Below are 26,395 nucleotides of genomic sequence, written 5' to 3'. Positions count from 1 at the left end.
CGGTTTGCGGGCGAGTCAGCCCGGGATGTTCGGATTAGGACGCATGGGCCGGAATCCGTCAACAATCTTGTCTTGGGTCAGAGCCCGCGCCGCATCAGCACCGCATCCACGCCGGGCGCGTAATAATTCCGCCGTTTTCCAATGATTTCCCAGCCTGCGCCGGCGTAAAGCGCCATCGCCGGCGCATTGTCCGAGGCGACCTCCAGGAAGGCCTCGCGCGCGCCGCGCGCCCGTGACGTGGCGGCGAAATCTGCCAGCAGCGCCGAGGCCAGCCCCTGACGCCGCGCCTCGGGCGCGACAGCCAGCGTCAGCAGCTCGGCCTCGTCCGCGATGGCGCGGCCCAGCAGGAAGGCCCGCGGCCGGGTCAGCAGGAAATTCAGCGGTCCGGCCAGCAGCGCCTCGAACTCCGTCGCCGACCAGGGCCGGGGATGGGCGGCAAAGCAGCGGCCATGCAGCGCCGCCAGAGCCTCGGGGGTCATGACAGGATCAGCGGGCCGCGGTCGCGCGCCGGCGCGGCATCGGCCGGGCGCAGGTAGATCGGCGCCGGGCGCGGCAGGTCCGGCTGGTCGCGCCGCGCGGCGGCGATGCGGGCGATGGCCTCGGCCAGCGGCATGACGGGGGGCAGGGGCACCGGACCGGGCGGCAGCTGATGCGGCGCGCCCTGTTGCGGCCGGGTGGCGGGGCCGGGGCCGAAATCCTGCCAGATCACCTCGCCCGAGCGCGAGGGCACCGCGACGCGGCAGGGGCGCGGCAGGCCATGGGCGGCGGCCTCGGTCACGCTGACGCCGACGGCGGGAATGCCCAGCGACAGCGCCAGCCCCCGCGCCGCCGCGACCGAGATGCGGATGCCGGTGAAATTGCCCGGGCCGATGCCGCAGCCGATGGCCGACAGGTCGCGCCAGGCGACGCCCGCCTCGGCCAGCAACTCCTCCAGCAGCGGGAACAGCCGCTCTGCCTGGCCGCGGGCCATGTCCTCGTGGCGCTGGACCAGCACGCGGTCGCCTTGCAGCAAAGCGGCCGCGCAATGCGCGGCCGATGTGTCGAAGCCCAGCGAGAATGCGTCAGCCAACGGGCCGCACCTCGGTCACTTCCGGGATGTAATGGCGCAGCAGGTTCTCGATGCCCATCTTCAGCGTCAGCGTGGACGAGGGGCAACCGGCGCAGGCGCCCTGCATGTGCAGATAGACCACGCCGCGGTCGAAGCCGTGGAAGGTGATGTCGCCGCCGTCCTGCGCCACGGCCGGGCGCACGCGGGTATCCAGCAGTTCCTTGATCTGGTTGACGATATCGGCGTCCGGCCCGTCCTGGTCGTTATGGCCGCTGGCGGTCGCGCCCTCGATGGCCGGGGCACCGGACTGGTAATGCTCCATGATCGCGCCCAGGACCGAGGGTTTCAGATGATCCCAGACCGCGTCCTCGGCCTTGGTCACGGTCACGAAATCCGAACCGAGGAAGACCCCGGTCACCCCGGGCACGGCGAAGATGCGGCGCGCGAGCGGGCTGGCGGCCGCGGTCTCGGGCGCGGGGAAATCGGCGGTGCCGCTGCCAAGGACGGTTTCGCCCGGCAGAAACTTCAGCGTCGCGGGGTTCGGGGTGGTTTCGGTCTGGATGAACATGGCGCGGGCTCCTTTGTCCGGGGATATGGGGATCGAGGGGTGGTCAAGTCAAGTCGGAGCGGCACGCCGCCCAGGCGGGTAAGCCTTGCGACCGCGATGAAATTTGCCGGCACGGGCGCCGGCAACCCGTCTGCGCCGTCCTGGGCGGTGCGGCCAGCGTGATGCGGCGGCCGCGGGCAGGGCCAGCGACCATTCGCCGCAGGGTCCGGCCCGTCAGGTGATCTGCTCCAGCCGCTCGCGCGAGATGTCGCCGGGCACGATGGTGACCGGGCAGGGCAGGTTGGCCACCTCGCGCGTCAGCCGGGTGACCAGCGGCCCCGGTCCCGCGCTTTCGGTCGAGGCGGCCAGCACCACCACGCCGATCTCGGGGTCGTCATGGATCTGCGCCAGAAGCTCGGCGCCCGGCTCGCCCTCGCGCACCACCAGTTCGGGCTCGATGCCGGGGCGGTCGCGCATCCATTTGGCGAAGACCTCGTAATGCGCCTCGATCCGCTCATAGGCTTCGGCGCGCATCACCTCGGCCACGCCCATGCCGTGCTGGATGGCCGTGGCCGGGATCACCGCCAGCACCTGCACCCCGCCGCCGGTCTTGGCGGCGCGCAGGGCGGCATAGCGGATGGCGTTCAGGCATTCGCGTGAATCGTCCAGAACCACCAGAAATTTCCGCATGACTCCCGCCCCGGTTGCCGAAGAATGAGCAAAGACTGGCCGAAAGGACACGGTTGCGCAAGTCTGGTGCAGTTTGGCCCTTGAAGCCGTTCAAAAATCGGGAGTGCTATGTTACGCGGGAAAAGTTAGCCATAGCGCCAAACGCGGGACGGAATTGTGACGATTCACCAAGACTGGGAAAAGGCCGATATCGCGCGGCTCGCCACCTTGCCCCAACCCGAGATGTCGTGGTTCAAGGGCGAAGTGCATGCGTACGGCGTGGCGACCATGCCCCTGTCGAAGCGGCTGTTCGACATCGTTCTGGCGCTGGTCCTGCTGGTGCCGTTGTCCATCGTCATGGCGGTGTTCGCGCTGATCCTGCTGGTCGTGCAGGGACGCCCGATCTTTTACGCCGCGCCGCGGATGGTCGCGCCGGGGCGGACCTTCACGCATCTCAAGTTCCGCACCATGCTGCGGCAAGAGGGCGATTTCGGCGTCACCGGCGCGCACAAGGCCTGGCGCATCACGCCGCTGGGCCATTTCATGCGCCGCACCCGCATCGACGAGCTGCCGCAGCTGTTCAACATCCTCAAGGGTGACATGAGCTTCGTCGGCCCGCGCCCGACCATCCGCGAATATGTCGAACGTTATCCCCTCGTCTATGGCCAGGTGCTGAAAAGCCGGCCCGGGGTCACGGGTCTGGCGACGCTGATCTATCACCGCCACGAGGACCGCATCCTGCGCCGCTGCAAGAGCGCCGAGGCGACCGAGGCCGCCTATGCCGGGCGCTGCCTGCCGACCAAGCTGAAGATCGACCTGATCTATCAGAAGAACCGGACGCTGGCGCTGGACCTGTGGATCATCTGGCGCACCGTCCTGATCGTGCTTTACAAGGACGAACGGCCCCGCCGGCGCGGTCGCAAGTAAGGCCCAGCTATTTCCGGTACCTTGCGGATCTCCCGCCGCTGCGGAACGTTATGGCGGGGTGATCGCCGCCGATCTATAGGCTTCGGCCCAGTGGCGGCGGAAGCGGAAAGGGAAAGGCTTGCAGCGAAGGGTTCTCGTGACCGGAGGCGCCGGCTTCATCGGCAGCCATCTCGTCGACCGCCTGCTGGCCGCGGGCGAGGAGGTCACCGTCCTTGACGATCTGTCTAGCGGCCGGCCTGCCAATCTGGGTCCGGATGCGCGGCTGGTCCGCGGCGATGTGCGGGATGCCGATCTGATCGCCTCGCTGCTGGCCGGGGTGGACTGCGTCTTCCACCTTGCCGCCCGGGTCTCGGTGCAGCTTTGCATCTCGGACTGGATGGCGGCGCATCGGATCAACCTGGGCGGCACCATGGCCGTCCTCGATGCCGCGCATCGCGCCGGCAACATTCCCGTCATCCATGCCTCGTCGGCGGCGGTCTATGGCAATCGTTCGGGCACGGCCTGCCGCGAGACCGACCTGCCGATGCCGATTTCGCCCTATGCCGCCGACAAGCTGGCCGGAGAGCATCAGGCCAGCGCCAGGGCCGAGGTGAACGGCCTGCCTGCGCTGGGGCTGCGTTTCTTCAACGTCTACGGTCCGCGCCAGGATGCGGCCTCGCCCTATGCCGGGGTGATCTCGAAATTCTGCGCCAACCGGCTGGCGGATCGGCCGCACCAGATCTTTGGCGACGGCTTGCAGAGCCGGGATTTCATCTATGTCGCCGATGTGGTCGAGGGCCTGCTGCGGGCCCGCGATCTGGCCGGGACGGCGCCCGGCGCCCGGGTCTTCAACCTCTGCACCGGGGTCGAGACCACGCTGCTGGATCTGGTGCGCATCATCGACGAACTGGCCGGGCGCGGCCCCAGCGCCATCGAACATGCGCCGGCGCGCAGCGGCGATATCCGCGCCTCGCGCGGCTGTCCCGAGACGGCGCGGGAGCGGCTCGGTTTCGTTGCCGGCACGGATATCCGCTCTGGCCTCGGCGCGCTCTGGGACGCGCTTTGCGCGGGACGCTAGCTTAGCCGCCCTCGGGGAAAGGCGGGGTCTCGTAGCCCACCCCGGTCAGGTAAAGCCCCTGCGGTGGACAGACCGGTCCGCAGGCGGCGCGGTCGCGGGCGGCCAATGCCTCGGCCACGCGGCCGGGCGGCCAGGCGCCGGCGCCGACCCGCTCCAGCGTGCCGACGATCGAGCGCACCTGGTTGTGCAGGAAGGACCGCGCCCGCAGGCAAAAGCGGTATTCCCGGCCTTGCGGGATCCGGATTTCCGCGATGGTCAGCTCGTCCAGCGTCTTTACCGGGCTGTTCGACTGGCACATGGTCGAACGGAAGGTGGTGAAATCGTGCCGGCCCAGCAGATGCGCCGCGCCCGCCCGCATCGCGTCCAGGTCCAGGCGGTGCTGCACCTGCCAGGCATGGCCGCGATCATGCGTCAGCGGCGCGCGGCGCGAGACCAGCCGGAACAGATAGCGTCGCTCATGCGCCGAGAAGCGGGCATGGAAGTCGTCCGCCACCCGCGTCGCGGCCAGGATGGCGACGGGGGCGGGCTTCAGGTGCCAGTTCAGCGCCTCGGACAGCCGGAACGGGTCCCAGTCGCGGTGCAGGTCGGCATGGGCGACCTGGCCGGTGGCATGGACCCCGGCATCGGTGCGCCCGGCTGCCGCGATCCGCGCGCCGGAAGCGAAACCGGGATCGAGCCGGCCGAGCGCCGCCTCGATGGCGCCCTGCACGCTGGGCCGGTCGGCCTGGGCCTGCCAGCCGGCAAAGGGGCCGCCGTCATATTCGATCAACAGGGCGAAGCGGGGCATGGTCTAGCGGCGCGGCTTGTCGGATTCGCGCGGGATCAGCAGGTCGTCCAGCGTCATCGGGCGCTGCAATTCGGCGGGCTCCGAGGCGGCGGGCGACGGCCGCACCCCCTCGCGCGCCAGCCGCTCGCGCAGCACGCTGATCTCGATGTCCAGATCGGTGCGGCCGCCCTCCAGCAGCCGGGCGCGGCGGGCGGCGAATTCCCCTTCCAGGTCGTTCAGCAGCGTCTCGTAATCCTGCCGGGCGCGCGGGTCGCGGGTCTGGGCGTAGAGGTCGGCGAACTTGACCGTGGCGTCGCGCGCGCCTTGCAGATAGACGCTGAGATAGCGGCGCAGGGCGGCGATATTGTCGGGATTGTCCTCGACATGGCCGAAAAGCTCGCGCGCGGCGGCGGCGAACATGCCGACACGGGCCTCGAGCCGGCGGTCGCCGGTGCGCAGGATGGCGTCCTGCATGGCCTTCAGATGCGCCTCGCCCTCGGCGACGATGCGCTGCGCGCGGTCCTGGCGGACGCCGTCGATGCCCTCCATGCCCTTGTCGCGCATCGGGTCGCTGCCGAAAGCCAGCCAGTGCAGCATGGCGCCGGCGACGCCGATCACTCCGGCACCGGCCTCGGCGCCCGGGACGTATGAGCCGATGGCAAGGCCGAGCCCGGTCAGGATGCCGCCGAACAGCTTGCGCGGGATCGCCGGGCGGCGCGCGACGCGGCGGGCGTCATAGGCGGCCTCGGCCTGCAAGCCCTCGCGCGTCATCCACATGCCCGAGGCGATGCTGCCGAAGGCGATCAGATGCAGGGCCAGCCCGGCCGGATCCTGCCAGAAGGCGCTGATGAGAAAGGGGATCGCCATGATGGTGACCCAGCGGGTGCGCGATTCCAGCGGGTGCCGGATTTCGCCGGGCGCGGGACGCGCCGGCGGGCGCGGGTCTGTTCCGTCCAGCCGGGGCTGCGGCGAGAAACGGCCGCCGAAACGCTTTGCCATCGCCGCCCCCTTCAGCCCGCGCCCACGAAGGAGGCATAGAGCGTCAAGCCCATCAGCAGAAAGAAGGACAGGCGCTGCATCGCTTTCTGGGACATGGGCTTCCTTTCGGCGCGTCGGGCGGTTGGTCGTGCGGATCGCCCGCAGGATATAGGGCGCGGCGGGCGGGAACGGAAGGGCGGCGGGGCCGGTCCGGCACAGCCGGCTTGGCCCGCATTGCCCATCCTGCTGCCGCCATGTGCCGGCATGACCTGCGATCCTTGCGCAAATCGGGAGAATGATCCGGAACGGATCGACGCCTCCGCGATCCGCGGGGAACGTTGTTGCGCGAGATTTGGGTGGGTAAAGCGTGGTTTGGAGCGGGTGAAGGGAATCGAACCCTCGTCATAAGCTTGGAAGGCTTCTGCTCTACCATTGAGCTACACCCGCATCAGCCGGGCTTTTATCCTGTCTGAAACCATGTTGCAAGTTGCTCGCGATGGGGATGCCGGGCGTTGCGGGTCTCGTCGGACCGGCCTGGACAGCGATGCGCAGGCGCTGGCCGAGGCCATGCCGCCTGGCAGGCTTGGTCAGGCCTGTTGGGCAGGCCTCGCCCCGGGGCGACCGGTGCGGGAATGCGACAAATGCCGCATCCCCTACACGGATACCGCATCATGCTGCCGGCTCGGCTGCTCGGGCACGATTCCCGCCGGCCGTGCCAGAATGGCGGACAAGGCGTCATGCAACGCGGCTTGGGGGTCCTCGGGCAGCGTGAGGGCGCGCCAGCCGATGTAATTGTCCGGGCGCACCAGGATGCAGCCGTCCTCGTCGATGCCGGACTGGTAATACCAATCGGCATAGATGTCATGGGCATCGGATCCGTCGGGGCCGATCGAGATCACCGGCAGATCAAGCCCGAACCGGTGCGCGACCGCCGCGGCGGCGCCGCGCCAAGCCTCGCCGCACAGGCCAGTCAGCAGCACGAACCGGCCCTTGCCGCCCAGATCGATCGAGGAGATCCGCCGCTCGTCCCGGTCCAGCCAGACATGCGGCAGCCGCGCGCCGGGCCAGGTGGTGGGGTGATAGTAAAGCTCGGGGTCGCGGTCGAAGGCGGGTTCGGGTGTGCCGTCCGGCACCACCGCGGCCGAGCGATAGCGGGTGTTCAACTCGACGCCATGGGCGTTGAACTCGTAATTCTTGCGCCGGATCGCGTCGTTGAGCCGGCGGCGCCGCGCCTTCGCCTCGGGCGAGGCGTCCTTGCGCGCGGCCATCTGCGCCTCGGCCTGCTCGGGATCGTCGCCGGCGCCCATGCCGAGCGCGTCGAAGATCGGCGGGTAGTCGCGGATCGAGGCATTCGCCCGGGTGACGATGGTTTCGGCCACCGGCACGCGCTCGGCCGAATAGGTGTCGAGCAGGGCCGCGCCGGCGCTGCCGTCAAGCACCATCTTCAGCTTCCAGGCCAGGTTGTAGGCGTCCTGGATGCAGGTGTTCGAGCCCAGCCCGTTCAGCGGCGGGTGGCGATGCACCGCGTCCCCCATGCAGAAGACCCGGCCCTTGCTGAATTCGGTCGCCCACATGTTGTTGACCGTCCAGGTCGAGGTCGAGCGGATCCGGACCGGCACGGTGTCGTCGCCGATCAGCCGGTGTACGATGCGGATCGCCTCGTCATCGGTCAGCTTCATCTCGCCCTGCGAGATGTCGTAGCCCCAGATTGCCAGCCATTCGTTCCAGGGCCGCACCATGCGCACCACGCCCGCACCGATGCCACCGATCCGCGAGGCGGGTTGCAGCACCCAGTAGAGCACGCTGGGCCGATGCGCGACGAATTGGGTCAGGTCGGCATCGAACAGGATGTTCATGCTGCCCGACAGCCCCATCTGCCCGGTCATCGGCAGGCCGATCTGCTCGGCCACCAGGCTGCGCGCCCCGTCGGCGCCGATCAGGTAGAGGCTGCGGATGGCGAGATCCTCGCCCGACAGCCGGTCGCGCACATGCGCGGTGACGCCGGCCTCGTCCTGTTCCAGCCGCAGGAATTCGGTGTTGAAGCGGATCTTGCCCCCGCGCGAGGCGGCGGCCTCCAGCAGCAGCGGTTCCATGTAGGTCTGCGGGATGTCGCAGATCTCGGTCGGGCTGGCGAGTTCGTAATCCGCCTTGCGCGCCGGATGGTTGCCCCAGGACAGGATGCGGCCGAATTCCTCGCCGGCGAGGCTGTGGCAGAAGACGTTGTTCGCCATCAGCTTCTGCTTGCTGGCCAGCTGCATGGCGCGGTCCTCGATGCCCAGGTCGCGCAGCACCTGCATGGTGCCCTGGTTGGTGATATGGGCGCGCGGCGTGTTCGCCAGCCAGCCGTATTTGTTGATGACGAGGTTCTCGATCCCATACATCGACAGCAAAGCCGATGCCGCCAGCCCGGCCGGCCCCGCGCCGACGATGAGAACCGTGGTGCTTATTCCCTGTGCCATGAACGTTCCTCCCGTAAGTTCCGCCGCGAATCGAGGGACAGGATAATCCAATGATTTTCGAATATCAATTATAACATCGAATATACTACAAGGTGGACGTATTGCCAAAATCCGGCTTTTGCTCGAAACTTGGGCCGGATGACGAAAATCCACCGGCAAGCAGCAAGGACGACGCCATGACCATCACCAAGAGCCTTGAGGGCGACGGCAAGACCTTGATGGCCTCGGTCTATGACCGGCTGCGGGCCGACATCGTCGATGGCGTGCGCCGGCCGGGGGCCAAGCTGCGTTTCGACGAGCTGAAGGAGACCTATGGCGTCGGACTGAGCCCACTGCGCGAGGCGCTGACCCGGCTTGCCGCGGAAAAGCTGGTGGTGCTGGAGGAGCACAAGGGTTTCCGGGTCGCCCCGATCTCGCGCAGCGACCTGCATGACCTGCTGTTCATGCGTCAGGAGGTCGAGATGCTGGGCATCCGCCGCTCGATCGAGCGGGGCGACGACCAGTGGGAGGCGGCAATCGTCGCGGCCATCCATGCGCTTGGGAAGCGCGTGAACTTGACGCCCGACGGCCATATCGACCCGGAATGGGAACTCCGGCATCGCGCCTTCCATGACAGCCTGGTCGCCGCCTGCGGCTCGCCGCGGCTGCTGCTGCTGCGTGCGCAGCTGACCGACCATGCCGACCGCTATCGCCGGCTGTCGCATTACTATCACAGCGCCGGGCGCGATCATCTGTCCGAGCATGTCGCGCTGTCCGAGGCCGTCGTCTCGCGTCAAGCCGAGCTGGCCGAGCGGCTGATCCGCGCCCATCTGGCCCGCACCGTCGAGATCATCCTGTCCTGCGAAGATTTGCAGGGTGACGGGTTCGATGATTGATTTCGGAAAATACTTATTACCGGACGCAGGTCCGACCTAGGCGCGCCAGAATCGCGGCAGGAACAGCACCAGCACCGAGATCAGTTCCAGCCGGCCCAGATACATGCCCCAGATCATCAGCCATTTCGACGCGGTGGGGAAATCCGTCACCGCCCCGGTCGAGGTCAGTTCCGGCCCCCAGATCACGCCGACATTGGCGATGGCGGTCCAGGCCGCGGTCAGCGCCGTGCGCGGATGCAGCCCGGTCAGCGCCAGCCCGACGATCAACAGGCCGAAGGACAGGATGAACAGGGTAAAGAAGGCCATGACCGAATCGACCACGTCCTCCTCCAGCGGGCGGCCGCCATAGAGCAGCGGAAACACCCGATGCGGCGACTGCATCCGCCGCAGCTGCGCCTTGACCGCCTGGAGCAGCACCAGATAGCGGAACACCTTGACCGAGCAGGAGGTCGAGCCGGTGCAGCCGCCGATCAGCCCGACCACGATCAGGATGACGAAGGGGAAATGCCCCCATTGCGTCACGTCGGTCGAGGCGAAGCCGGTGCCCGAGAAGGTCGAGACGACGTTGAACGTGGTCTCGCGGATCACGTCGAATGGGTTCTTCGACTCGAGCCACAACAGCCGGTAGAGCACCACCAGCGCGATGGCATAGAAGGTCCAGCGCAGATAGGCCCTGACCTGGATGTCGCGCCAGATCGGCTCGGCCGAGCCGCGGATCAGCTGCACCATGCGGATGAAGGGGATCGAGGCCAGGATCATGAAGAAGGCGGCGGCATATTCCGCCGGCCCGATGAAGGGCGCGAAGCTGGCGTCGTAATTGGAAAACCCGCCCGTGGAACAGGTGGACAGCGCCAGCACCAGCGCGTCGAACCCCTTCATGCCCAGCAGGATATAGACCACCATGCAGCTTGCGGTCATGGCGATATAGACGCCGGTCATCTCGCGCGCGATGTCGAAGGCGCGCGGCAGGATCTTGCCCAGCGTGTCGAAACCCTCGGAGCGAAAGAACTGCATGCCACCGACCTTCATCACCGGCAGGAAGATCATGGCGACCACAATGATCCCCAGGCCGCCCGCCCAGTTCAGGAAGGCCCGCCACAGGTTCGTGCCCTTGGGCAGGTTGTCGAGATCGGGGAAGGCGGTGGTGCCGGTGGTGGTGACGCCCGACATGGCCTCGAAATAGGCGTCGGTAAAGCCGGCATGCGGCGCGCCCAGCATGAAGGGCAGCGCCCCTGCCACCGGCACCACCAGCCACAGCATCGCGGTCAGCAGAAAGACCTGCTGGATGGTCAGCGACTTGTCCTTTTGCCGCGTCGACAGCGCCACCAGCCCGCCGGCCAGCATGGTCAGGATGCCGCATTCCAGGAAGATCAGCCAATGCGGGTCGCCGTGCCACCAATCGACCAACATGGGCAGCGCCATCGCCGCCCCCAGCGTGACGACGACCTTGCCGACGATATTGGCCACGGGACGGATATCGATCATGCCGCCCTGCTTGCCCCGCCGCCATGCAACCGTCAAGCGCGCGCCGCTTGCGGCTTGTCCGCGGCAGCCGGTCCAACCGGCTCCGGGAGATTGCGGCCGGGTTTTCCCAGGCATCGCGGCGCCCGGATGCGGATGGAGCCTTTCGCCGAGGGGCAGATCGCCCTCGCACCTCGGCGGGCGGAGCCGGAATCCGGTGCCACGAGGGCGCGGCGCAGGACAGCCACGGGCGCCGCTGCCGCTTGATCCGGCGGCGTGCCGTCCTGCCGCGTCCTTGTTCGGATAAACAGAACATGGAGTTTCAGATTGTCAGCTGGACAGAACAGGCCTCGCCCAGCATCATCGCCATACCGGCCCGGCCTGGACGAATGGCGGCGGGCATCGCCTGCACCGTCCCCGCCGTGGCCCATCCAGAAACGGGAGCGCCAGCATGACCCAGATCGCCGTTACCAAGGAAGCCGACCGCTATGTCGCCCGCATCGAAGGCGTCGAGGCCGAGGCCGAGATCACCTTCACCCGGCGCGGCCCCCGCGTCATCAGCGCCGACCATACCGGCGTGCCCGAGGCGATGGCCGGCCGGGGCGTGGCCCGCGCGCTGCTGGAATTCATGCTGGCGGATGCGCGGCAGAACGGTTTCCGCATCATCCCGCTTTGCCGCTATGTGCGCGGCCAATATGCGCGCCATCCGGAATGGGCCGATCTGTTCACCACCAAACCCGGCGAAGACCCCTGAGGAGGAGACCATGGCCAAGACCAATCCCGAACCGATCCGCGACCCGGTCGGCGACCGGCTGCTGACGCCGCAGAACTGTGCCCTGGTGCTGATCGACTACCAGCCCGAGCAATACCGCACCGTCACCTCCTCGACCTCCGAGGAGATCAACCTGAACGTCGTCGCGTTGTGCAAGCTGGCGCGGGCCTATGACCTGCCGGTGATCGTCTCGACCGTGGGCGTCGACATGGGCGTGAACACCGGCACCGCCGCCGAGATCATGGCCGAGCTGCCCGAGGTGCGGGAGATCGACCGCACCGGCGTCAACGCCTGGGAGGATGAGGAATTCCGCCAGGCCGTCGAGGCCACCGGGCGGCGCAACATCGTCATGGCCGGGCTGTGGACCGAGGTCTGCCTGGCCTTCCCCACGCTCGACATGCAGGCCGAGGGCTATCATGTCTATCCCGTTGCCGATGCGGTCGGCGGCATTTCGGCGGTCGCCCATGACCGCGCCATCGAGCGCATGCAGGCTGCCGGTGCCACGCCGATCACCGCGATCCAGTTCGGCTCGGAGCTGATGCGCAACTGGGCGCGCGATTCCTCGCAGAAGTTCCGCGAGGTGCTGCAATGGTACTTCCCCCGCCGCGTCGCGCTGATGCGCGAGGGCAAGATCCGCTGATCCGGTCTGCCCGGCCTTCGCGGCGCCTCGATGCCAAGGCCCGCGATCCCGGTCCGGGCTAGTTCTGCGCCGTGGCCGGGGCGATGGCCGGGGATTCGGGCTGCGCCTCGGTCGCGCCGGGGGCGAAGCGGGTCAGGTTGTCCGAGATTTCCGCCGCCAGCCGATGCTGGTCCTCGGGATCCGAGATCGGCCAGATCAGCACGAAGCCCTGCACGCGGCCATCGACGACGCGGCCCTCGGCATGGCCGATATGGGTCTGGTTGCGCCCGTCCAGGGTGATGCTGTCGCGCTCCACCTTGCGCTCGGGCGCCGGCACCCAGCCGAGCGCGGTGACCAGGCCGGCGAGGTCCAGCATCTCCTGCCGGCCGCCGGGCTGCGAGAACAGGATCAGCGCCGCGCCCGAGCCGTCCTTGGGCCCATAGATCGACAGCGCGCGCTCGGCCCGGTCGAATTGCAGCTTCTGCATCGGCGCCGGCAGCATGAGACCGGTATGGGTGTCGCGCAGTTCGGCCAGCCCCATCTCGGCCCGCCAGGCCTCGCGGCGGCGGATCAGCTCGGTCATGGCGGTGGCGGTGTCGGGCGAGGCGCGCAGGCGGACGATTTCCTCGGCGATGGCGGCGCGGGTCATGGGACCGTCCTTGCCGTCGATGGCGCCGTCGTAATGGCCGGCCCAACGCAGGGCGCGCTGGATCGCCTCGAGCGGCGGCATGGGCACCGGTGCGGCGTCGGGGGCAGGGGGGGCGCCAAGTTCCGGCACCTTGCCGATGATGGCGATCTCGCCCATCTCCTCGCCGGGGGCGAGGAAGGCGTCCTTCGGCACCGCGCCGGCATCCTTGAACGCCTTGAGCCAGGCGGTGCCGGTCGCCTGATCCATGGGGCCGAAGCCGATGGCCAGCCGGCCGTTGGGCAGGGTCCAGAGCCCGGCCTCGGGCAGGGTCTCGCGCCATTTCGCCAACAGCTCCTCGGCCCGCGCGCGGTCCGTGGTGGATTCAAGGCGCAGGAAGAACTGCGCCGGCAAGGGCTCGGCGACGGGTTCGGGCCCTGCCGCGACGGCGGTTTCGGGGCCGGCGGGCGGGGCCGCGTCCTCGCCTGCCAGATCGCCCAATTCGGGCTCGCCGTCCTCCTCAGCCGGCTGACCCGTGCCCGGTGGGAAGGTCGAGGCATTGCCGGCCGGCGTGCCGGGCGCTGCCGGGGCGGATTCGGCGGGCGCCGCGCCGATGCGCGTCAATTCGCGCCCCTCGGCGGCGGACAGGAAGCTGTCGCCCGGCACCTTGCGTTCCTGCTTCAGCTGTTCCAGCCGGGGGGCCGCTTCTTCGCGCGGCAGCGGGCCAAGCGCGATGCCGACCCAGCCATCGGCAAGCGGGAAGGTCACGACATCGGGGAATTGCGCGCCCCAGCCCTCGGCACTGGCGCGGGCGGCATCGGCGCCGCGCTTGGCCTCGATGCGGATCAGCACATCCTCGGCCTGCGCCGCCGTGGCAAGGGCCAGCGGCAGAGCCGCACCGATGACGAATGCAAAGCGCCGCATGGGCATGTCCCTCTCATTGACCCTGCGCCGCCCTCTGCCTAGAAGGCGGCAGACATTTCCTGCCAGTTATGCCGAAGGAAGCCCCGATGACCAGCCCAAAGGACAATCAGACGGCGAAACCCGTCTGCTTCCAGGACGTGATCCTGCGCCTGCAATCCTATTGGGCCGCACAGGGCTGCGCGGTGCTGCAACCCTATGACATGGAGGTCGGCGCCGGCACCTTCCACCCGGCGACCACGCTGCGCAGCCTGGGCGCCCGGCCCTGGGCCGCGGCCTATGTCCAGCCCTCGCGCCGCCCGACCGATGGCCGCTATGGCGAGAACCCGAACCGCTTGCAGCATTACTACCAGTATCAGGTCATCATCAAACCCTCGCCGCCGAACCTGCAAGAGCTTTACCTGGGCAGCCTTGCGGCCATCGGCCTCGACCCGATGATCCACGACGTGCGCTTCGTCGAGGACGACTGGGAAAGCCCGACGCTCGGCGCCTGGGGCCTGGGCTGGGAGGTCTGGTGCGACGGCATGGAAGTCAGCCAGTTCACCTATTTCCAGCAGGTCGGCGGGCATGACTGCCGCCCGGTCTCGGGCGAGCTGACCTATGGGCTGGAGCGGCTGGCGATGTATGTGCTGGGGGTCGAGCATGTGATGGACATGCCCTTCAACCCGCCGGGCAGCCCGATCCCGCTGCGCTATGGCGACGTCTTCCGCCAGGCCGAGCGCGAATATTCCCGCTGGAACTTCGAACAGGCCGATACCGGGATGCTGTTCCAGCATTTCAAGGATGCCGAGGCGGAATGCGACCGCATCCTGACCGCGGCCGAGACGGACGGCGCCGGGCGGCGCATCCCGATGGCGCATCCGGCCTATGACCAGGCGATCAAGGCCAGCCATCTGTTCAACCTGCTGGACGCGCGCGGCGTGATCTCGGTCACCGAGCGCCAGGCCTATATCGGCCGGGTCAGGGCGCTGGCGAAACGCTGCGCCGACCTGTTCGTGACCACCGAGGCGGCGGGCGCGGCCGGGGGAGAGGCGGCATGAGCTCGGGCAAGATCGTCGCCTCGATGCTGGTGCTGGTGGCCGTCATGGCCGGCCTCGCCGTCTGGTATCTGCAAGTCTACGGCTTTTACGAGGAGGTGGACGAGATCAGCGGCGCGCAAGAGATCGTCGTCACCGATGCGCAAGGTGCGACCCACCCGGTCGCGATCGGCGACTTCAGGGCCATCGACGCCACGAGCTCGCCCATCCGCTATCGCGCCTGCTTCACGCTGGATCCGGCGGAACTGGCTGATGCCGCGCCCTATGCCGGTGCGACGCCGCTGAACGGGCCGGGCTGGTTCAGATGCTATTCCGCCCGGGCGCTGACCGCCGACCTGGAATCCGGCGCGGCCCGCGCTGTGCTGGGTCAGGCCGAGATCCGCCCCGACGTGGACCGGGTGATCGTGGTCTATCCCGACGGCCGCGCCTTTGCCTGGCACCAATTCAACGACAAGACCCCCGAACGCGGAGTGATGGACTGATGCCCGACCTTCTGATCGAGCTTTTCTCGGAGGAGATCCCGGCGCGGATGCAGGCCCGCGCCCGCGAGGATCTGAAGAAACTCGTCACCGGCGGGCTGGTCGAGGCCGGCCTGACCTATCGCTCCGCCGGCGCCTTTTCGACCCCGCGCCGGCTGGCGCTGGCCATCGAGGGGCTGACCGCGCAAAGCCCGACCACGCGCGAGGAGCGCAAGGGCCCGCGCACCGACGCCCCCGAGGCGGCGCTGGAAGGCTTCCTGCGCTCGACCGGCCTGCTGCGCGAGCAACTGGAGGCGCGCGACGACAAGAAGGGCCAGGTCTGGTTCGCAGTGGTCACGAAGCCCGGCCGTCCCGCCGCCGAGATCGTCGCCGAGGTGCTGGAGCGCGCGATCCGCGATTTCCCCTGGCCCAAGTCGATGCGCTGGGGCTCGGGCAGCCTGCGCTGGGTGCGGCCGCTGCATTCCATCATCTGCCTGCTGTCGGACGAAGCCGGCGCCAGCGTGGTGCCGCTGGAGATCGACGGCATCCGCGCCGGCAACACCACCCGCGGCCACCGCTTCATGGCCCCGGACGAGATCGCTGTCTCGGGTTTCGACGACTACGCCGCCAAGCTGCGCCGTGCCCGCGTCATGCTGGACCCCGCCGAACGCGAGGCGGCGATCCGGCAGGAGGCGGCGAACCTCGCCTTCGCCCGCGGCTGGGAGATCGTGCCGGACGAGGGCCTGCTGACCGAAGTCGCGGGCCTGGTCGAATGGCCGGTGGCCCTGATGGGCGCCATCGAGGACCGTTTCCTGTCCCTGCCGCCCGAGGTGCTGCAAACCTCGATGAAGGAGCACCAGAAGTTCTTCTCGGCCCGCAATCCCAAGACCGGCCGCATCGAGGGCTTCGTCACCGTGGCAAATATCGAGACCGCGGATCATGGCGAGACGATCCTGAAGGGCAACCAGCGCGTGCTGGCCGCCCGCCTGTCCGACGCGGCCTTCTTCTGGGAAAACGACCTGCGCGAGGCGAAGGCCGGGATGGGTGACTGGGCCGAGGGGCTGCGCTCGGTGACGTTCCAGAGCAAGCTCGGCTCGCAAGCCGACCGCATCGCCCGCATCGCGGCGCTGGCGCGCGAGATCGCGCCGCTGGTCGGCGCCGATGCCGATCAGGCGGAACAGGCGGCCAGGGTGGCCAAGCTCGATCTGCGCTCGGCCATGGTCGGCGAGTTCCCGGAACTGCAAGGCATCATGGGCCGCTATTACGCGCTGGCGGCCGGCCTGCCCGAGCCGGTGGCCGATGCCGCCCGCGACCATTACTCGCCGCTCGGCCCCTCGGACGCGGTGCCCTCGGCGCCCGTCTCGGTGTCGGTGGCGCTGGCCGATAAGCTCGACACGCTGGCCGGTTTCTGGGCCATCGACGAGAAGCCCACCGGCTCGAAAGACCCCTTCGCGCTGCGCCGCGCCGCGCTGGGGGTGATCCGGCTGGTGCTGGTGAACGGGGTGCGCGCCAATCTGGGCCGGACCTTCGCCATGGCCTGCCCGGACGCCGATGCCGCCGACCTGCTCGCCTTCTTCCACGACCGGCTCAAGGTCCACCTGCGCGACCAGGGCATCCGCCACGACATCATCGACGCGGTGCTCGCCATGCCGGGCAACGACGACCTGGTGCTGCTGGTCAATCGCGCCACGGCGCTTTCGGACGTGCTGAAGACCGAGGACGGCACCAACCTGCTGCAGGGGCTCAAGCGCGCCGGCAACATCCTCGCCCAGGCCGAGGAGAAGGACGGCGTCGAATACAGCTTCGGCGCCGATCCGAAATTCGCCGAAACCGACGAGGAACGCAGCCTGTTCGCCGCCCTCGACAAGGCGGAACCGGCGATCCGCGAGGCGGTGCGGCTCGAGGATTTCCAGGCCGCGACCCAGGGCATCGCCAGCCTGCGCGCGCCCATCGACGCCTTCTTCGAGGCGGTGCAGATCAACACTGACAACCAGATCACCCGCCGCAACCGGCTGAACCTGCTGTCGCGCATCCGCGAGGCCGGCCGGCTGATCGCGGATTTCGGCCGGATCGAGGGCTGACCCTCCCTTTTTCTCCGTTGCATAAATACTCCGGGGGGAGCGCCTCCGGCGCCCCATCGAGGGGCGCAGGAGGCGCGGGGGGCAGAGCCCCCGGGCCCGCTGCGCCGCCCGCTGTTCTTCGCACTTGCAGCAATGCGCGGGCCATGCCTAATGTGACGGCATCATGACCGCGCTGACAGATCCAGGTGCCATCGTCGAAATCACCCCCTCGGCGGGGATCCAGACCGCACGCCACGGCTGGCGCGCGAAATGCTTGCAACGCCTGATCCGCATGGAACTGCCGGTCCCCACCAGCTTCGCGCTGTCGGCCGAGGCGGTGCGCGCCATCGCCGCCGGGCAGATGCCCGACCGCGCCCGCCTTGCCGCCATCATCGAGCGCGCCGACGGGCTGGTCAGCGTGCGGCCCTCGGCGATGAACCCGGCCTGGGGCGGGCCGGGCACGGTGCTGAACGTCGGCATCAACCACGACTGCCATGCCCGGCTGGTGAAAAGCCGCGGCAAGGCGGCGGCGGATGCGATCTATCTGGGCTTCGTGCAATCCTACGCCATCCATGTCGCAAGGCTCGACCCCGACATGTTCTCGGACAGCGAGGGCGGGCTCGCGGCCGCGCTGCGCGCCTATGAGGACGAGACGGACGAGGAGTTTCCCCAGGATCCCGCCCGGCAGCTGGCCGAGGTGCTGCGCTCCATGGCGCGGGCCTGGGACGGGCCGACCGCGCGGCTTTTGCGCCAGGCCAAGGGCGCGCCCGCCATCGCGCCGCTGGGGCTGGTGGTGCAGGACATGGCGCTGGCCATCGGCCCGGGCGTCACCGGCTCGGGCACCATCCAGTTCGCCGACAGCGTGACCGGCGCGCCGCGCATCACCGGCCGCTTCCGCGGCCAGACCCAGGGCCGCTCCAAGGGCGAGGGGGCGGAGACGCTCTACCTGACCCGCGACCCGCGCGGTCCCTCGCTCGAGGAAGCCGCGCCCGAGGTCTTTGCCGATCTGGTGCGCTTCGGCGTCGCCGCCCGCGAAAGGCTGCGCGAGGAGATGCAGATCGAATTCGTCGTCTCGGACAGCCGGCTGTCGATCATCGACGCGGTGCGGGTCAGCCGCAACTCGCGCGCCAGCGTCCGCATCGCCGTGGCGCTGGCGCGCGACGGCATCATCCCGCCGGAAGAGGCGGTGATGCGGGTCGAGCCGCGGGCGCTGTCGGACCTGCTGCATCATCAGGTCGATCCGCGCGCGCCCCGCGACGTGATCGTCAGGGGTATCAATGCCAGCCCCGGCGCCGCCACCGGCCGCATCGTCTTTACCGCCGCCGCCGCCCAGGCCGCCGAGGCGCGGGGCGAGCGTTGTGTGCTGGTGCGCCGCGAGACCGTGCCCGAGGACATCCGCGGCATGCATGCCGCCGTCGCCGTCTTGACCGAGCGCGGCGGCATGACCAGCCATGCCGCGGTGATCGCCCGGGGCATCGGCCTGCCCTGCATCGTCGGCGCCAGCGGCATCTCGATCGACCCGCGCGCGCGGACCATGCTGGTCGGCGGCCGGCTGTTCCACGAGGGCGAGGAGATCACCATCGACGGCACCTCGGGCGAGGTGCTGGCCGGCGCCGCCGAGATGCTGGAGCCGGCGCTGGACGACAGTTTCACCCAGCTCCTGGAATGGGCCGACGCGCATTGCCGCATCAAGATCCGCGCCAATGCCGACACGCCCGAGGACGCCCGCACCGCCCGCATGTTCAACGCCCAGGGCATCGGGCTGTGCCGCACCGAGCACATGTTCTTCGACGACGAGCGCCTGCCCGCCATGCGCGAGATGATCTTCGCCGGCAAGCCCGAGGACCGCCGCCTGTCGCTGGAGCGGCTGCTGCCCATGCAGCGCAGCGATTTCGCCAAGCTGTTCGAGATCATGGCCGGGCTGCCGGTCACCATCCGGCTGTTCGACCCGCCGCTGCACGAATTTTTGCCACATGACCGCGAGGGCATGCGGGAACTTGCCGAATCGCTGGACCTGCCGCTGTCGGACGTCACCCGCCGGGTCGAGGCGCTGTCGGAATTCAACCCGATGCTGGGCATGCGCGGCGTGCGGCTGGGGATCACCGTCCCCGAGATCTATGACATGCAGGCCCGCGCCATCTTCGAGGCCACCATCGAGGCCAGCCATAACGGCGACCCGGTGGTGCCCGAGATCATGATCCCGCTGGTCAGCGCCCGGCGCGAGGTCGAGCTGGTCAAGACCCGCATCGACGCTGTCGCCGCCGCTGTCCGCAACGAGACGCGCAAGGAGTTCACCTATCGCCTCGGCGTCATGGTCGAAACCCCGCGCGCCGCGCTGCGCGCCGGCGACATTGCCGAGCATTCGGCGTTCTTGTCCTTCGGAACCAACGACTTGACGCAGATGACCTATGGGCTGTCGCGCGACGATGCCGGCCGCTTCATGGGCATCTACGTCAATCAGGGCGTCTATGCCGAGGATCCCTTCCACATCCTGGACCAGGACGGGGTGGGCGAACTGGTCGCCATCGGTGCCGAGCGCGCCCGCAGCCACAAGCCGGACATCACCATTGCGGTCTGTGGCGAGCATGGCGGCAACCCGGAATCCATCGCCTTCTGCCTGCGGGCGGGGGTGAACTATGTCTCCTGCTCGCCCTTCCGGGTGCCGATCGCGCGGCTGGCAGCGGCGCAGGAATCGATTCTCATGGCCCGGAGCGAGGCCGAATCGACGCTCGGGATCAGGTCCTAAGACCAGCCGGTTTTGGCCGGAATCTGCCCGTTAACCATTTTGTCGTCGGCGGGTTTCCGCCAAAATCCTTTAAATTCAAGCGAATCGCGCCGCTCACGGCCATGTGGGGTGGATCGGCCCGTCCTGTTTCGGGCCTTTAACGCCAGACCGCCGCCTTCGGGGCGACCCCCGGGGCGGCCCTTCCGACGAACCAGACCGGGCCGGGCCCGGACCGAAAACAGGACCAACATGTCGATTAGCAAGTCATGGCTGGCGCGCGTTTCCGTGTGTGTGGCTGTCGCCCTTTCCCCTGTCGCATCCGTTCCGGCCCTTGCCGATGGGCAGCATCAGGTCGCTTATGAAACCAAGGCCGGGCGTTCGCGCCAGGCGACCGTCCAGATCAACCCCGCCGACCTGCAATGCCTTGCCGAGGCGCTGTATTTCGAGGCCCGGGGCGAAGGGGTGCAAGGCCAGCAGGCCGTGGCCGAGGTCATCCTGAACCGCGTCGATCACCCGCGTTTCCCCAAGACCGTCTGCGGCGTGGTGAATCAGCGCGGCCAGTTCACCTATAACAAGAATGCCCGCATCCGCGAAAAGGGCACCTATGCCCGGGTGCAGAAGGTCGCCATGGCGGCCCTGGCCGGCGCACCGCGCACGCTGACCAATGGTGCGACCTATTTCCACGCCCGCGGCGTCAGCCCGTCCTGGAGCAAGCGATTCGAACGCACCATCCGGATCGGCAGCCATACTTTCTATCGTTCGGACCGCCGGCTGGCCTCGAACTGAGGCGGTGACGCAAATCTGCTGCATCATGCGCGGCCCTGTCCCTTGCGGCGGGGCCGTTTTCCTGAAAACACAGGCAGCATGGACCAGCCTGACCGTATCCACCTGCGCGACTATATCCTTTCGGCCGAGATCGGCGCGTTCCAGACCGAGCGGGGCCACCCGCAGCGGCTGCGCTTCGACATCGACGTGGAACTGGCGACCCATGTCGTCGGCGTGAACGACGAGGTGGACCGGATCCTCAGCTACGACATCCTGACCGGCGCGGTGGCGGCCGGGCTGGCGGACCGCCGCTATGACCTGCTGGAGACGCTGGCCGAGAAGATCGCCGCGCAGATCCTGGCGCATCCGCGCGCGGCACAGGTCACGGTCACGGTCGAGAAGCTGGACCGCATCCCCGGGGCGCTGGGGGTGACGCTGGTGCGCCGCCAGGCGCGGGTCGAGGCCGATCAGGTCCAGGCGCCGATCCTGGTGATCTTTCACGGCCGCGACCTGACCCTGCCCGAGGGCGCGGTGGTGCTGGTCCCGGACGCGCCGGGCCTGCCGCTGCCGCAGGGCGGCAATCTGCGCGAGATCGAGCTGCTGGCGCTGGACCAGGCCGCCTGGGCGCTGGCCGGCCATCTGGGCCTGACCGTCGCCGACAGCCGCACCGAGCTGGACTGGGCGGCGACCGAGGGCCGCGCCGTGGTCTGGGCGCCCGCCCGCATGGTGCGCGACGTGGCTGGCCTTGCCGCCGAGCCGCATGCCCTGGCCCTGTGGCTGACCGAGCGGCTGGGGGCGAGCCGGCTCGACTGGGCCTTGCCCGAGGGCGCGCCGGAGCCGGCGGTGCCGGCGGGTTTTCGCATTCCGACCGCACGTCTTTGATCTTCGCGCTTGAATCGCCCGCCGGCCGGCGTAGAGACGCAAAGCATGACCGATTACTATCGCCCGATTCCCTGTGAGACGGGCCGCTGGCAGCTTGCCGGCGGCTGGGTGCGCTTTTCGCAATTCGAGCTTCTGCGCCGCGGCGCCGCGCCGCGCGTGGTGGATAGCGCCCCCGACGCGGTGCTGGCGGCGCTGACCGCGCCCCGCGCGCCGCTGCTGGGCCTCGCCCTGGACCGGCCGCGCATCATGGGCATCGTCAATGCCACGCCCGACAGTTTCTCGGATGGCGGCCGCTATGACGGGGCCGAGCAGGCGCGGCTGCTGGCCGGGCAGGGGGCCGAGATCCTCGACATCGGCGGCGAATCGACCCGGCCCGGTGCGCGCGAGGTGCCGGTGGCCGAGGAAATCGCCCGCGTGACCCCGGCCATCGCGGCGGTGCGGGGTCTGGCAGCGGTCTCGGTCGATACCCGCAAGGCCGAGGTGGCGCGGGCCGCCATCGCGGCCGGGGCGGGGCTGGTCAACGATGTCTCGGGCTTCGACTTCGACCCGGCCATGGCCGGGACGGTGGCCGCGGCGGGCGTGCCGGTCTGCCTGATGCACGCCCAGGGCATCCCCGAGACCATGCAGGACAACCCGACCTATGGCGATGTGCTGCTGGACGTCTATGACGCGCTGGCCGAGCGCGTCGCGCGGGCCGAGACGGCGGGGATCCCCCGCGACAGGATCGTGATCGATCCGGGCATTGGTTTCGGCAAGACCCAGGAGCATAATCTGGCGATCCTGCGGCGGATCTCGGTCTATCACGGGCTGGGTTGCGCCGTGCTGCTGGGGGTGTCGCGCAAGCGGTTCATCGGCAGCATTGGCGGGGCCGAGCATCCGGCGGATCGGGTGGCGGGCACGCTGGCGCTGACGCTGGCGGGGATCGCGCAGGGCATACAGATCCACCGCGTCCATGACGTGGCGGAAACACGGCAGGGTCTCGCCCTCTGGCGGGCCGTGACCACAGAAACGAGTTGAGCGGGGCAAGATGAGCAGGAAACTTTTCGGCACCGACGGCGTCAGGGGCCGCGCCAACACCCATCCGATGACGGCCGAGATGGCGCTGCGCCTGGGTGCCGCCGCCGGCCGCTATTTCCGCCGCAACGGCGAGGATCACCACCGCGTCGTCATCGGCAAGGACACCCGCCTGTCGGGCTACATGCTGGAGAATGCGCTGACCGCCGGGCTGACCTCGACCGGCATGAACGTGCTGCTGCTGGGTCCGGTGCCGACGCCGGCGGTGGGCTACCTGACCCGCTCGATGCGGGCGGATGTGGGCATCATGATCTCGGCCAGCCACAACCCGGCGCAGGACAACGGCATCAAGTTCTTCGGCCCGGACGGTTTCAAGCTGTCCGACGAGGCCGAGGCCGAGATCGAAGCCATCGTCGCCGGAGAGATCACCCCGGCGCAGCCGCAGAACATCGGCCGTGCCAAGCGCATCGACGACGGTCGCGGTCGCTATGTCGAATATGCCAAGACCACCTTCCCGGCCGGCCAGCGGCTCGAGGGGCTGAAGGTGGTGGTGGATTGCGCCAACGGCGCCGCCTATCGCGCCGCCCCGGACGTGCTGTGGGAGCTGGGGGCCGAGGTGATTCCGCTGGGCGTTTCCCCGAACGGCCACAACATCAACGACGGGCTCGGCTCGACCCATCCCGAGGCCTGTGCCCGCGCGGTGCTGGAGCATGGCGCCGATATGGGCATCAGCCTGGACGGCGATGCCGACCGGGTGATGATCGTGGACGAAAAGGGCCAGGTGGCCGATGGCGACCAGATCATGGCGCTGCTGGCCGACCGCTGGGCGGCGCAGGGCCGGCTGCGCGGCGGGGCGCTGGTGGCGACGGTGATGTCGAACCTGGGCCTTGAACGCTTCCTGCAAGGTCGTGGGCTGCGGCTGGAGCGCACCGCCGTCGGCGACCGCTATGTGGTCGAGCGGATGCGCGGCGCCGGCTTCAACCTGGGCGGCGAGCAGTCGGGCCATATCGTGATGACCGATTACGCCACCACCGGCGACGGGCTGATCGCCAGCCTGCAATTCCTGGCGGCGCTGGCGGATAGCGGCAGGCGCGCCTCGGAACTGGTGGCGCAGTTCGAGCCGGTGCCGCAATTGCTGAAGAACGTGCGCTATGCCGCCGGGGCCGATCCGCTGTCGGTCGACGCCGTCAAGGCCGAGATTGCCCGTGCCGAGGCGCGACTGAACGGCTGCGGCCGGGTGCTGATCCGCAAGTCCGGCACCGAGCCGTTGATCCGGGTCATGGCCGAGGCCGAGGACGAGACCGTGCTGCGCGAGGTGGTCGACGATATCGTTGCGGCGGTTGAGCGAGCAGCCTGACCGTCTGAGGCGTCGCGCCGGTGGCGGCGTCGGCATGAGTATTTGGAAAACGGTAACGGGCGCGGGCGTGCTGCGCGGGCGTGGCCCGGCGTTTTCACCGTTTTCCAAATACTCATGCGGCAGCGACGCTGGCGCGGTCACATGAATATTTGGGGAACAGAGAAGTTCGGACGCCCGGCTAGAGGGTCGTCGGGTCGTGGTCGTAGAGCCAGGCGAAGCGTTCGATCAGCCGGGTCGGGGCCAGGCGCGAGACGGCCCGCAGCCCGGCATGGGCGACGGCGCGGGTCGGGCCGCGCAGGTGGTAGTTGCGGGCATTGGCATTGGCCGCCTCGACGATGCGCTGGCAGCGCGGCTGGCGCAGGGACTGGAAGCGCGCCAGCGCGGTGTCTTGGTCCGGAGCGGCATCAAGGCAGGCGGCCAGCACCCAGGCATCCTCGATCGCCATGACAGCGCCCTGCGCCATGAAGGGCAGGGTGGGATGCGCCGCATCGCCGATCAGCGCGTGCTTGCCGTCCTGCCAATGCGCGGCGACCGGGTGGCGGTGAAGGCCCCAGATGCCGACCTCGCCGACCTGTTCCAGCCAGCCGGGCACCGGGCCGCCGAAACGGGCGAAGGTGGCACGCAGCTCGGCCGGGTCGCCGGGGATCGACCAGCCTTCCTCGTGCCAGTCCGGGCGCTCGACCACGGCGACGATATTGCGCTGGCCCTGGCCCAGCGGATAGCTGACCAGATGCCGGCCCGGCCCCATGAAGACCTGCACCGCCGGCGCGGCATCGGGTTCGGCCGGAATCAGCGCCCGCCATGCGGTCTGGCCGGTGAAGAAGGGGGGCTCGGTGCCGTTCAGCACCGGGCGCAGGCGGCTTTTCACCCCGTCGGCGCCGATCAGCAGCGGCAGGTCGGGCAGGTCCTGGACCTCATGGCCCAGCTCGATCCGGGCGCCGGCCTCGCGCGCCGCGGCCTCGAGCAGGGCGACCAGCCGGGCGCGATGCACGAGGCGAAAGCGATCCTGCGGGCGATGCCGGGCCAGATCCAGCACCGCGACCGACCGGCCGGCGGAATCGCGCAGCTCGACCCGCTGCGAGGGCACCGAGATCGCCTCGAAATGCGGCCACAGCCCCAGCGCCTCGATCACCCGCACCGCATTGGGCGAGATCTGCAAGCCCGCGCCGACCTCGCGCAGCGCGCCGGCGCGTTCCAGCACCGTCACGGCAAAGCCGCGCTGCGCCAGCGCGCAGGCGGCGGTCAGGCCGGCGATGCCGGCGCCGATGATGGTGACGGGCGGGCGGGTCAGCGGCGCACCTCGGCGCTGGCGATGGCGAGGAATTCGTCCAATTTGTCCGGCGGCAGGCCGGCGGCGCGCAGCACCTCGGCGGCGAAGGTCACCGGCGCGGTGCCGGGCGCGGTGATGATGCCGCCATCGGCCACGGCATGCGGCACGTCTCGGTAATGTCCGGTCGCGGCATAGCCGGGCAGCCAGTGGCGCAGGAAGTCGAGCCCGTTCGACGTGTGCTCCCGCCCGTCCAGCAGCCCGGCACGGCCGAGCGCCAGCGTGGCGGCGCAGATCCCGGCGACGGTCTGGCCGCGGCCATGCGCCGCGCGCAGCATCTCGCCCAGCTCGGGAGCCTGGTCGCGGGTCCAGCTTTCGCCGCCACAGAGAACGATGACCTCGTCCTCGCGCGGCACCGCATCCTCGAGCCCGGTCACCGACAGCCCGCCCATCGAGCGGATCGCGCCGCCGCCCGGTGTGACGTGGCGGACCGTCAGCCCATAGAAATCCCCGCCGATCCCGGAGATCAGCGGGGTTTCCCAATCCGCGAACCTGTCCAGAAACAGGATCATCACGGGTTTCAAGGCTGTATCCGGCATGCTTGCTCCCTCGGTTTGCGACGCCGGGGCGGCTGCGGGCTCAGTCGTCGCGATGCACGCGTTCGCGCCGCTCGTGGCGCTCCTGCGCCTCCAGCGTCATGGTGGCGATGGGCCGCGCGTCCAGCCGCTTGAGGCTGATCGGCTCGCCCGTCATCTCGCAATAGCCGTATTCGCCGGTCTCGATGCGGCGCAGCGCCGCGTCGATCTTGGCGACCAGCTTGCGCTGGCGGTCGCGGGTGCGCAGTTCCAGCGAGCGGTCGGTTTCCTCGGAGGCGCGGTCGGCCAGGTCCGGCACGTTGCGGGCGCTGTCCTGCAAGCCTTCCAATGTCTCGGCGGACTGGTCGAGCAACTCCTGTTTCCATGCAATCAGCTTGCGGCGGAAATACTCGAGTTGCCGCTCGTTCATGAAAGGTTCGTCTTCGGCGGGGCGATAATCTTCGGGCAGAAAGGTCTGGGCTTTCATCGTTCCTCCGGGAGCCGGGCGACTGGATGCCCGATCCTTGGCGC

The 26,395-nt window shown here is 69.1% G+C and carries 25 protein-coding genes and 1 tRNA gene; 13 read left to right on the top strand and 13 right to left on the bottom strand.

Annotated features, from left to right (window positions below; translation table 11 throughout):
• Positions 1–77: 77 nt before the first annotated feature.
• From AQY21_RS17200 to AQY21_RS17185, 4 genes are all read right to left on the bottom strand, one after another.
• Positions 78–479 carry a GNAT family N-acetyltransferase gene (locus AQY21_RS17200; RefSeq protein ID WP_058098832.1) on the bottom strand — a complete coding sequence of 134 codons (402 nt, stop codon included), beginning with the start codon at positions 477–479 and terminating at the stop codon, positions 78–80.
• Positions 476–1,069 (bottom strand): tRNA (adenosine(37)-N6)-threonylcarbamoyltransferase complex dimerization subunit type 1 TsaB, encoded by a 594-nt coding sequence (gene tsaB / locus AQY21_RS17195; RefSeq protein ID WP_058098831.1) that lies wholly within the window; start codon positions 1,067–1,069, stop codon positions 476–478. The genes AQY21_RS17200 and tsaB overlap by 4 nt, the downstream gene beginning before the upstream one ends.
• Positions 1,062–1,616, bottom strand: coding sequence for a NifU family protein (locus AQY21_RS17190; RefSeq protein ID WP_058098830.1), 555 nt, complete (start codon positions 1,614–1,616; stop codon positions 1,062–1,064). Before AQY21_RS17190 ends, tsaB begins: the two co-directional genes overlap by 8 nt.
• A 213-nt stretch (positions 1,617–1,829) precedes the next feature.
• Positions 1,830–2,285, bottom strand: coding sequence for a universal stress protein (locus AQY21_RS17185; RefSeq protein ID WP_058098829.1), 456 nt, complete (start codon positions 2,283–2,285; stop codon positions 1,830–1,832).
• Between the two features lie 156 nt (positions 2,286–2,441).
• On the opposite strand from AQY21_RS17185, the gene AQY21_RS17180 reads away from it, so the two are divergent.
• Both AQY21_RS17180 and AQY21_RS17175 read left to right on the top strand, forming a co-directional pair.
• Positions 2,442–3,191, top strand: a complete 750-nt coding sequence (locus AQY21_RS17180; RefSeq protein ID WP_082658157.1) for a sugar transferase — start codon at positions 2,442–2,444, stop codon at positions 3,189–3,191.
• Between the two features lie 136 nt (positions 3,192–3,327).
• A complete protein-coding gene (locus AQY21_RS17175; protein ID WP_238986814.1) occupies positions 3,328–4,248 on the top strand; it encodes an NAD-dependent epimerase/dehydratase family protein in 921 nt (306 codons plus the stop codon).
• Between the two features lies 1 nt (position 4,249).
• Here the strand turns inward: AQY21_RS17175 and truA are convergent, their stop codons facing one another.
• From truA to AQY21_RS17155, 4 genes are all read right to left on the bottom strand, one after another.
• On the bottom strand, positions 4,250–5,035 hold the full coding sequence (gene truA, locus AQY21_RS17170; protein WP_058098827.1) for a tRNA pseudouridine(38-40) synthase TruA: 786 nt from the start codon (positions 5,033–5,035) through the stop codon (positions 4,250–4,252).
• Between the two features lie 3 nt (positions 5,036–5,038).
• Positions 5,039–6,013 (bottom strand): 5-bromo-4-chloroindolyl phosphate hydrolysis family protein, encoded by a 975-nt coding sequence (locus AQY21_RS17165; protein WP_058098826.1) that lies wholly within the window; start codon positions 6,011–6,013, stop codon positions 5,039–5,041.
• Between the two features lie 352 nt (positions 6,014–6,365).
• Positions 6,366–6,439, bottom strand: a tRNA-Gly gene (locus AQY21_RS17160).
• A 206-nt stretch (positions 6,440–6,645) separates the two neighbouring features.
• Positions 6,646–8,451, bottom strand: a complete 1,806-nt coding sequence (locus AQY21_RS17155; RefSeq protein WP_058098825.1) for an FAD-dependent monooxygenase — start codon at positions 8,449–8,451, stop codon at positions 6,646–6,648.
• A gap of 176 nt (positions 8,452–8,627) precedes the next feature.
• Between AQY21_RS17155 and AQY21_RS17150 the strand changes: the two genes are divergently transcribed.
• Positions 8,628–9,326: an FCD domain-containing protein gene (locus AQY21_RS17150; RefSeq protein WP_058098824.1), complete on the top strand. Its 699-nt coding sequence runs from the start codon at positions 8,628–8,630 to the stop codon at positions 9,324–9,326.
• A gap of 36 nt (positions 9,327–9,362) precedes the next feature.
• On the opposite strand, the gene AQY21_RS17145 is transcribed toward AQY21_RS17150, so the two are convergent.
• Positions 9,363–10,811 (bottom strand): TrkH family potassium uptake protein, encoded by a 1,449-nt coding sequence (locus tag AQY21_RS17145; protein WP_058098823.1) that lies wholly within the window; start codon positions 10,809–10,811, stop codon positions 9,363–9,365.
• A gap of 427 nt (positions 10,812–11,238) precedes the next feature.
• Here AQY21_RS17145 and AQY21_RS17140 point away from each other — a divergent pair, with 427 nt between their 5' ends.
• Entirely contained in the window at positions 11,239–11,541 is a 303-nt protein-coding gene (locus tag AQY21_RS17140; protein ID WP_058098822.1) for a GNAT family N-acetyltransferase, read from the top strand.
• Positions 11,542–11,551: 10 nt separating this feature from the next.
• The gene (locus AQY21_RS17135; protein ID WP_058098821.1) at positions 11,552–12,199 is read left to right on the top strand and encodes an isochorismatase family protein; all 648 of its coding nucleotides are present in this window, start codon (positions 11,552–11,554) and stop codon (positions 12,197–12,199) included.
• 58 nt (positions 12,200–12,257) lie between these two features.
• Here the strand turns inward: AQY21_RS17135 and AQY21_RS17130 are convergent, their stop codons facing one another.
• Positions 12,258–13,727 (bottom strand): peptidoglycan-binding domain-containing protein, encoded by a 1,470-nt coding sequence (locus AQY21_RS17130; protein WP_238986813.1) that lies wholly within the window; start codon positions 13,725–13,727, stop codon positions 12,258–12,260.
• 86 nt (positions 13,728–13,813) lie between these two features.
• On the opposite strand from AQY21_RS17130, the gene AQY21_RS17125 reads away from it, so the two are divergent.
• From AQY21_RS17125 to glmM, 8 genes are all read left to right on the top strand, one after another.
• Positions 13,814–14,764: a glycine--tRNA ligase subunit alpha gene (locus AQY21_RS17125; protein ID WP_058098819.1), complete on the top strand. Its 951-nt coding sequence runs from the start codon at positions 13,814–13,816 to the stop codon at positions 14,762–14,764.
• Entirely contained in the window at positions 14,761–15,243 is a 483-nt protein-coding gene (locus AQY21_RS17120; protein ID WP_058098818.1) for a DUF6446 family protein, read from the top strand. Before AQY21_RS17125 ends, AQY21_RS17120 begins: the two co-directional genes overlap by 4 nt.
• On the top strand, positions 15,243–17,300 hold the full coding sequence (gene glyS / locus AQY21_RS17115) for a glycine--tRNA ligase subunit beta (RefSeq protein WP_058098817.1): 2,058 nt from the start codon (positions 15,243–15,245) through the stop codon (positions 17,298–17,300). Before AQY21_RS17120 ends, glyS begins: the two co-directional genes overlap by 1 nt.
• Positions 17,301–17,463: 163 nt before the next feature.
• Positions 17,464–20,025 carry a putative PEP-binding protein gene (locus AQY21_RS17110; protein WP_058098816.1) on the top strand — a complete coding sequence of 854 codons (2,562 nt, stop codon included), beginning with the start codon at positions 17,464–17,466 and terminating at the stop codon, positions 20,023–20,025.
• 228 nt (positions 20,026–20,253) lie between these two features.
• Positions 20,254–20,790 carry a cell wall hydrolase gene (locus tag AQY21_RS17105; protein WP_058098815.1) on the top strand — a complete coding sequence of 179 codons (537 nt, stop codon included), beginning with the start codon at positions 20,254–20,256 and terminating at the stop codon, positions 20,788–20,790.
• Between the two features lie 78 nt (positions 20,791–20,868).
• Positions 20,869–21,651: a dihydroneopterin aldolase gene (locus AQY21_RS17100; protein ID WP_058098814.1), complete on the top strand. Its 783-nt coding sequence runs from the start codon at positions 20,869–20,871 to the stop codon at positions 21,649–21,651.
• A 45-nt stretch (positions 21,652–21,696) separates the two neighbouring features.
• A complete protein-coding gene (gene folP / locus AQY21_RS17095) occupies positions 21,697–22,668 on the top strand; it encodes a dihydropteroate synthase (protein WP_058098813.1) in 972 nt (323 codons plus the stop codon).
• A 10-nt stretch (positions 22,669–22,678) separates the two neighbouring features.
• Positions 22,679–24,022, top strand: a complete 1,344-nt coding sequence (gene glmM, locus AQY21_RS17090) for a phosphoglucosamine mutase (RefSeq protein ID WP_058098812.1) — start codon at positions 22,679–22,681, stop codon at positions 24,020–24,022.
• A gap of 178 nt (positions 24,023–24,200) precedes the next feature.
• Here the strand turns inward: glmM and AQY21_RS17085 are convergent, their stop codons facing one another.
• The 3 genes from AQY21_RS17085 to dksA are packed head-to-tail and all read right to left on the bottom strand — an operon-like array spanning position 24,201 to position 26,351.
• Positions 24,201–25,313, bottom strand: coding sequence for an FAD-dependent oxidoreductase (locus AQY21_RS17085; protein WP_058098958.1), 1,113 nt, complete (start codon positions 25,311–25,313; stop codon positions 24,201–24,203).
• Positions 25,310–25,888: a DJ-1/PfpI family protein gene (locus AQY21_RS17080; protein ID WP_058098957.1), complete on the bottom strand. Its 579-nt coding sequence runs from the start codon at positions 25,886–25,888 to the stop codon at positions 25,310–25,312. The genes AQY21_RS17085 and AQY21_RS17080 overlap by 4 nt, the downstream gene beginning before the upstream one ends.
• Before the next feature lie 40 nt (positions 25,889–25,928).
• Positions 25,929–26,351 (bottom strand): RNA polymerase-binding protein DksA, encoded by a 423-nt coding sequence (gene dksA / locus AQY21_RS17075; RefSeq protein ID WP_024842929.1) that lies wholly within the window; start codon positions 26,349–26,351, stop codon positions 25,929–25,931.
• Positions 26,352–26,395: the final 44 nt, after the last annotated feature.

Origin of the sequence: Paracoccus sp. MKU1 (genome assembly GCF_001447385.1) — a bacterium.
GTDB lineage: Bacteria > Pseudomonadota > Alphaproteobacteria > Rhodobacterales > Rhodobacteraceae > Paracoccus.
The sequence above is the reverse complement of the archived record's forward strand: the minus strand, read 5'-3'. Positions and strand labels throughout refer to the sequence as shown.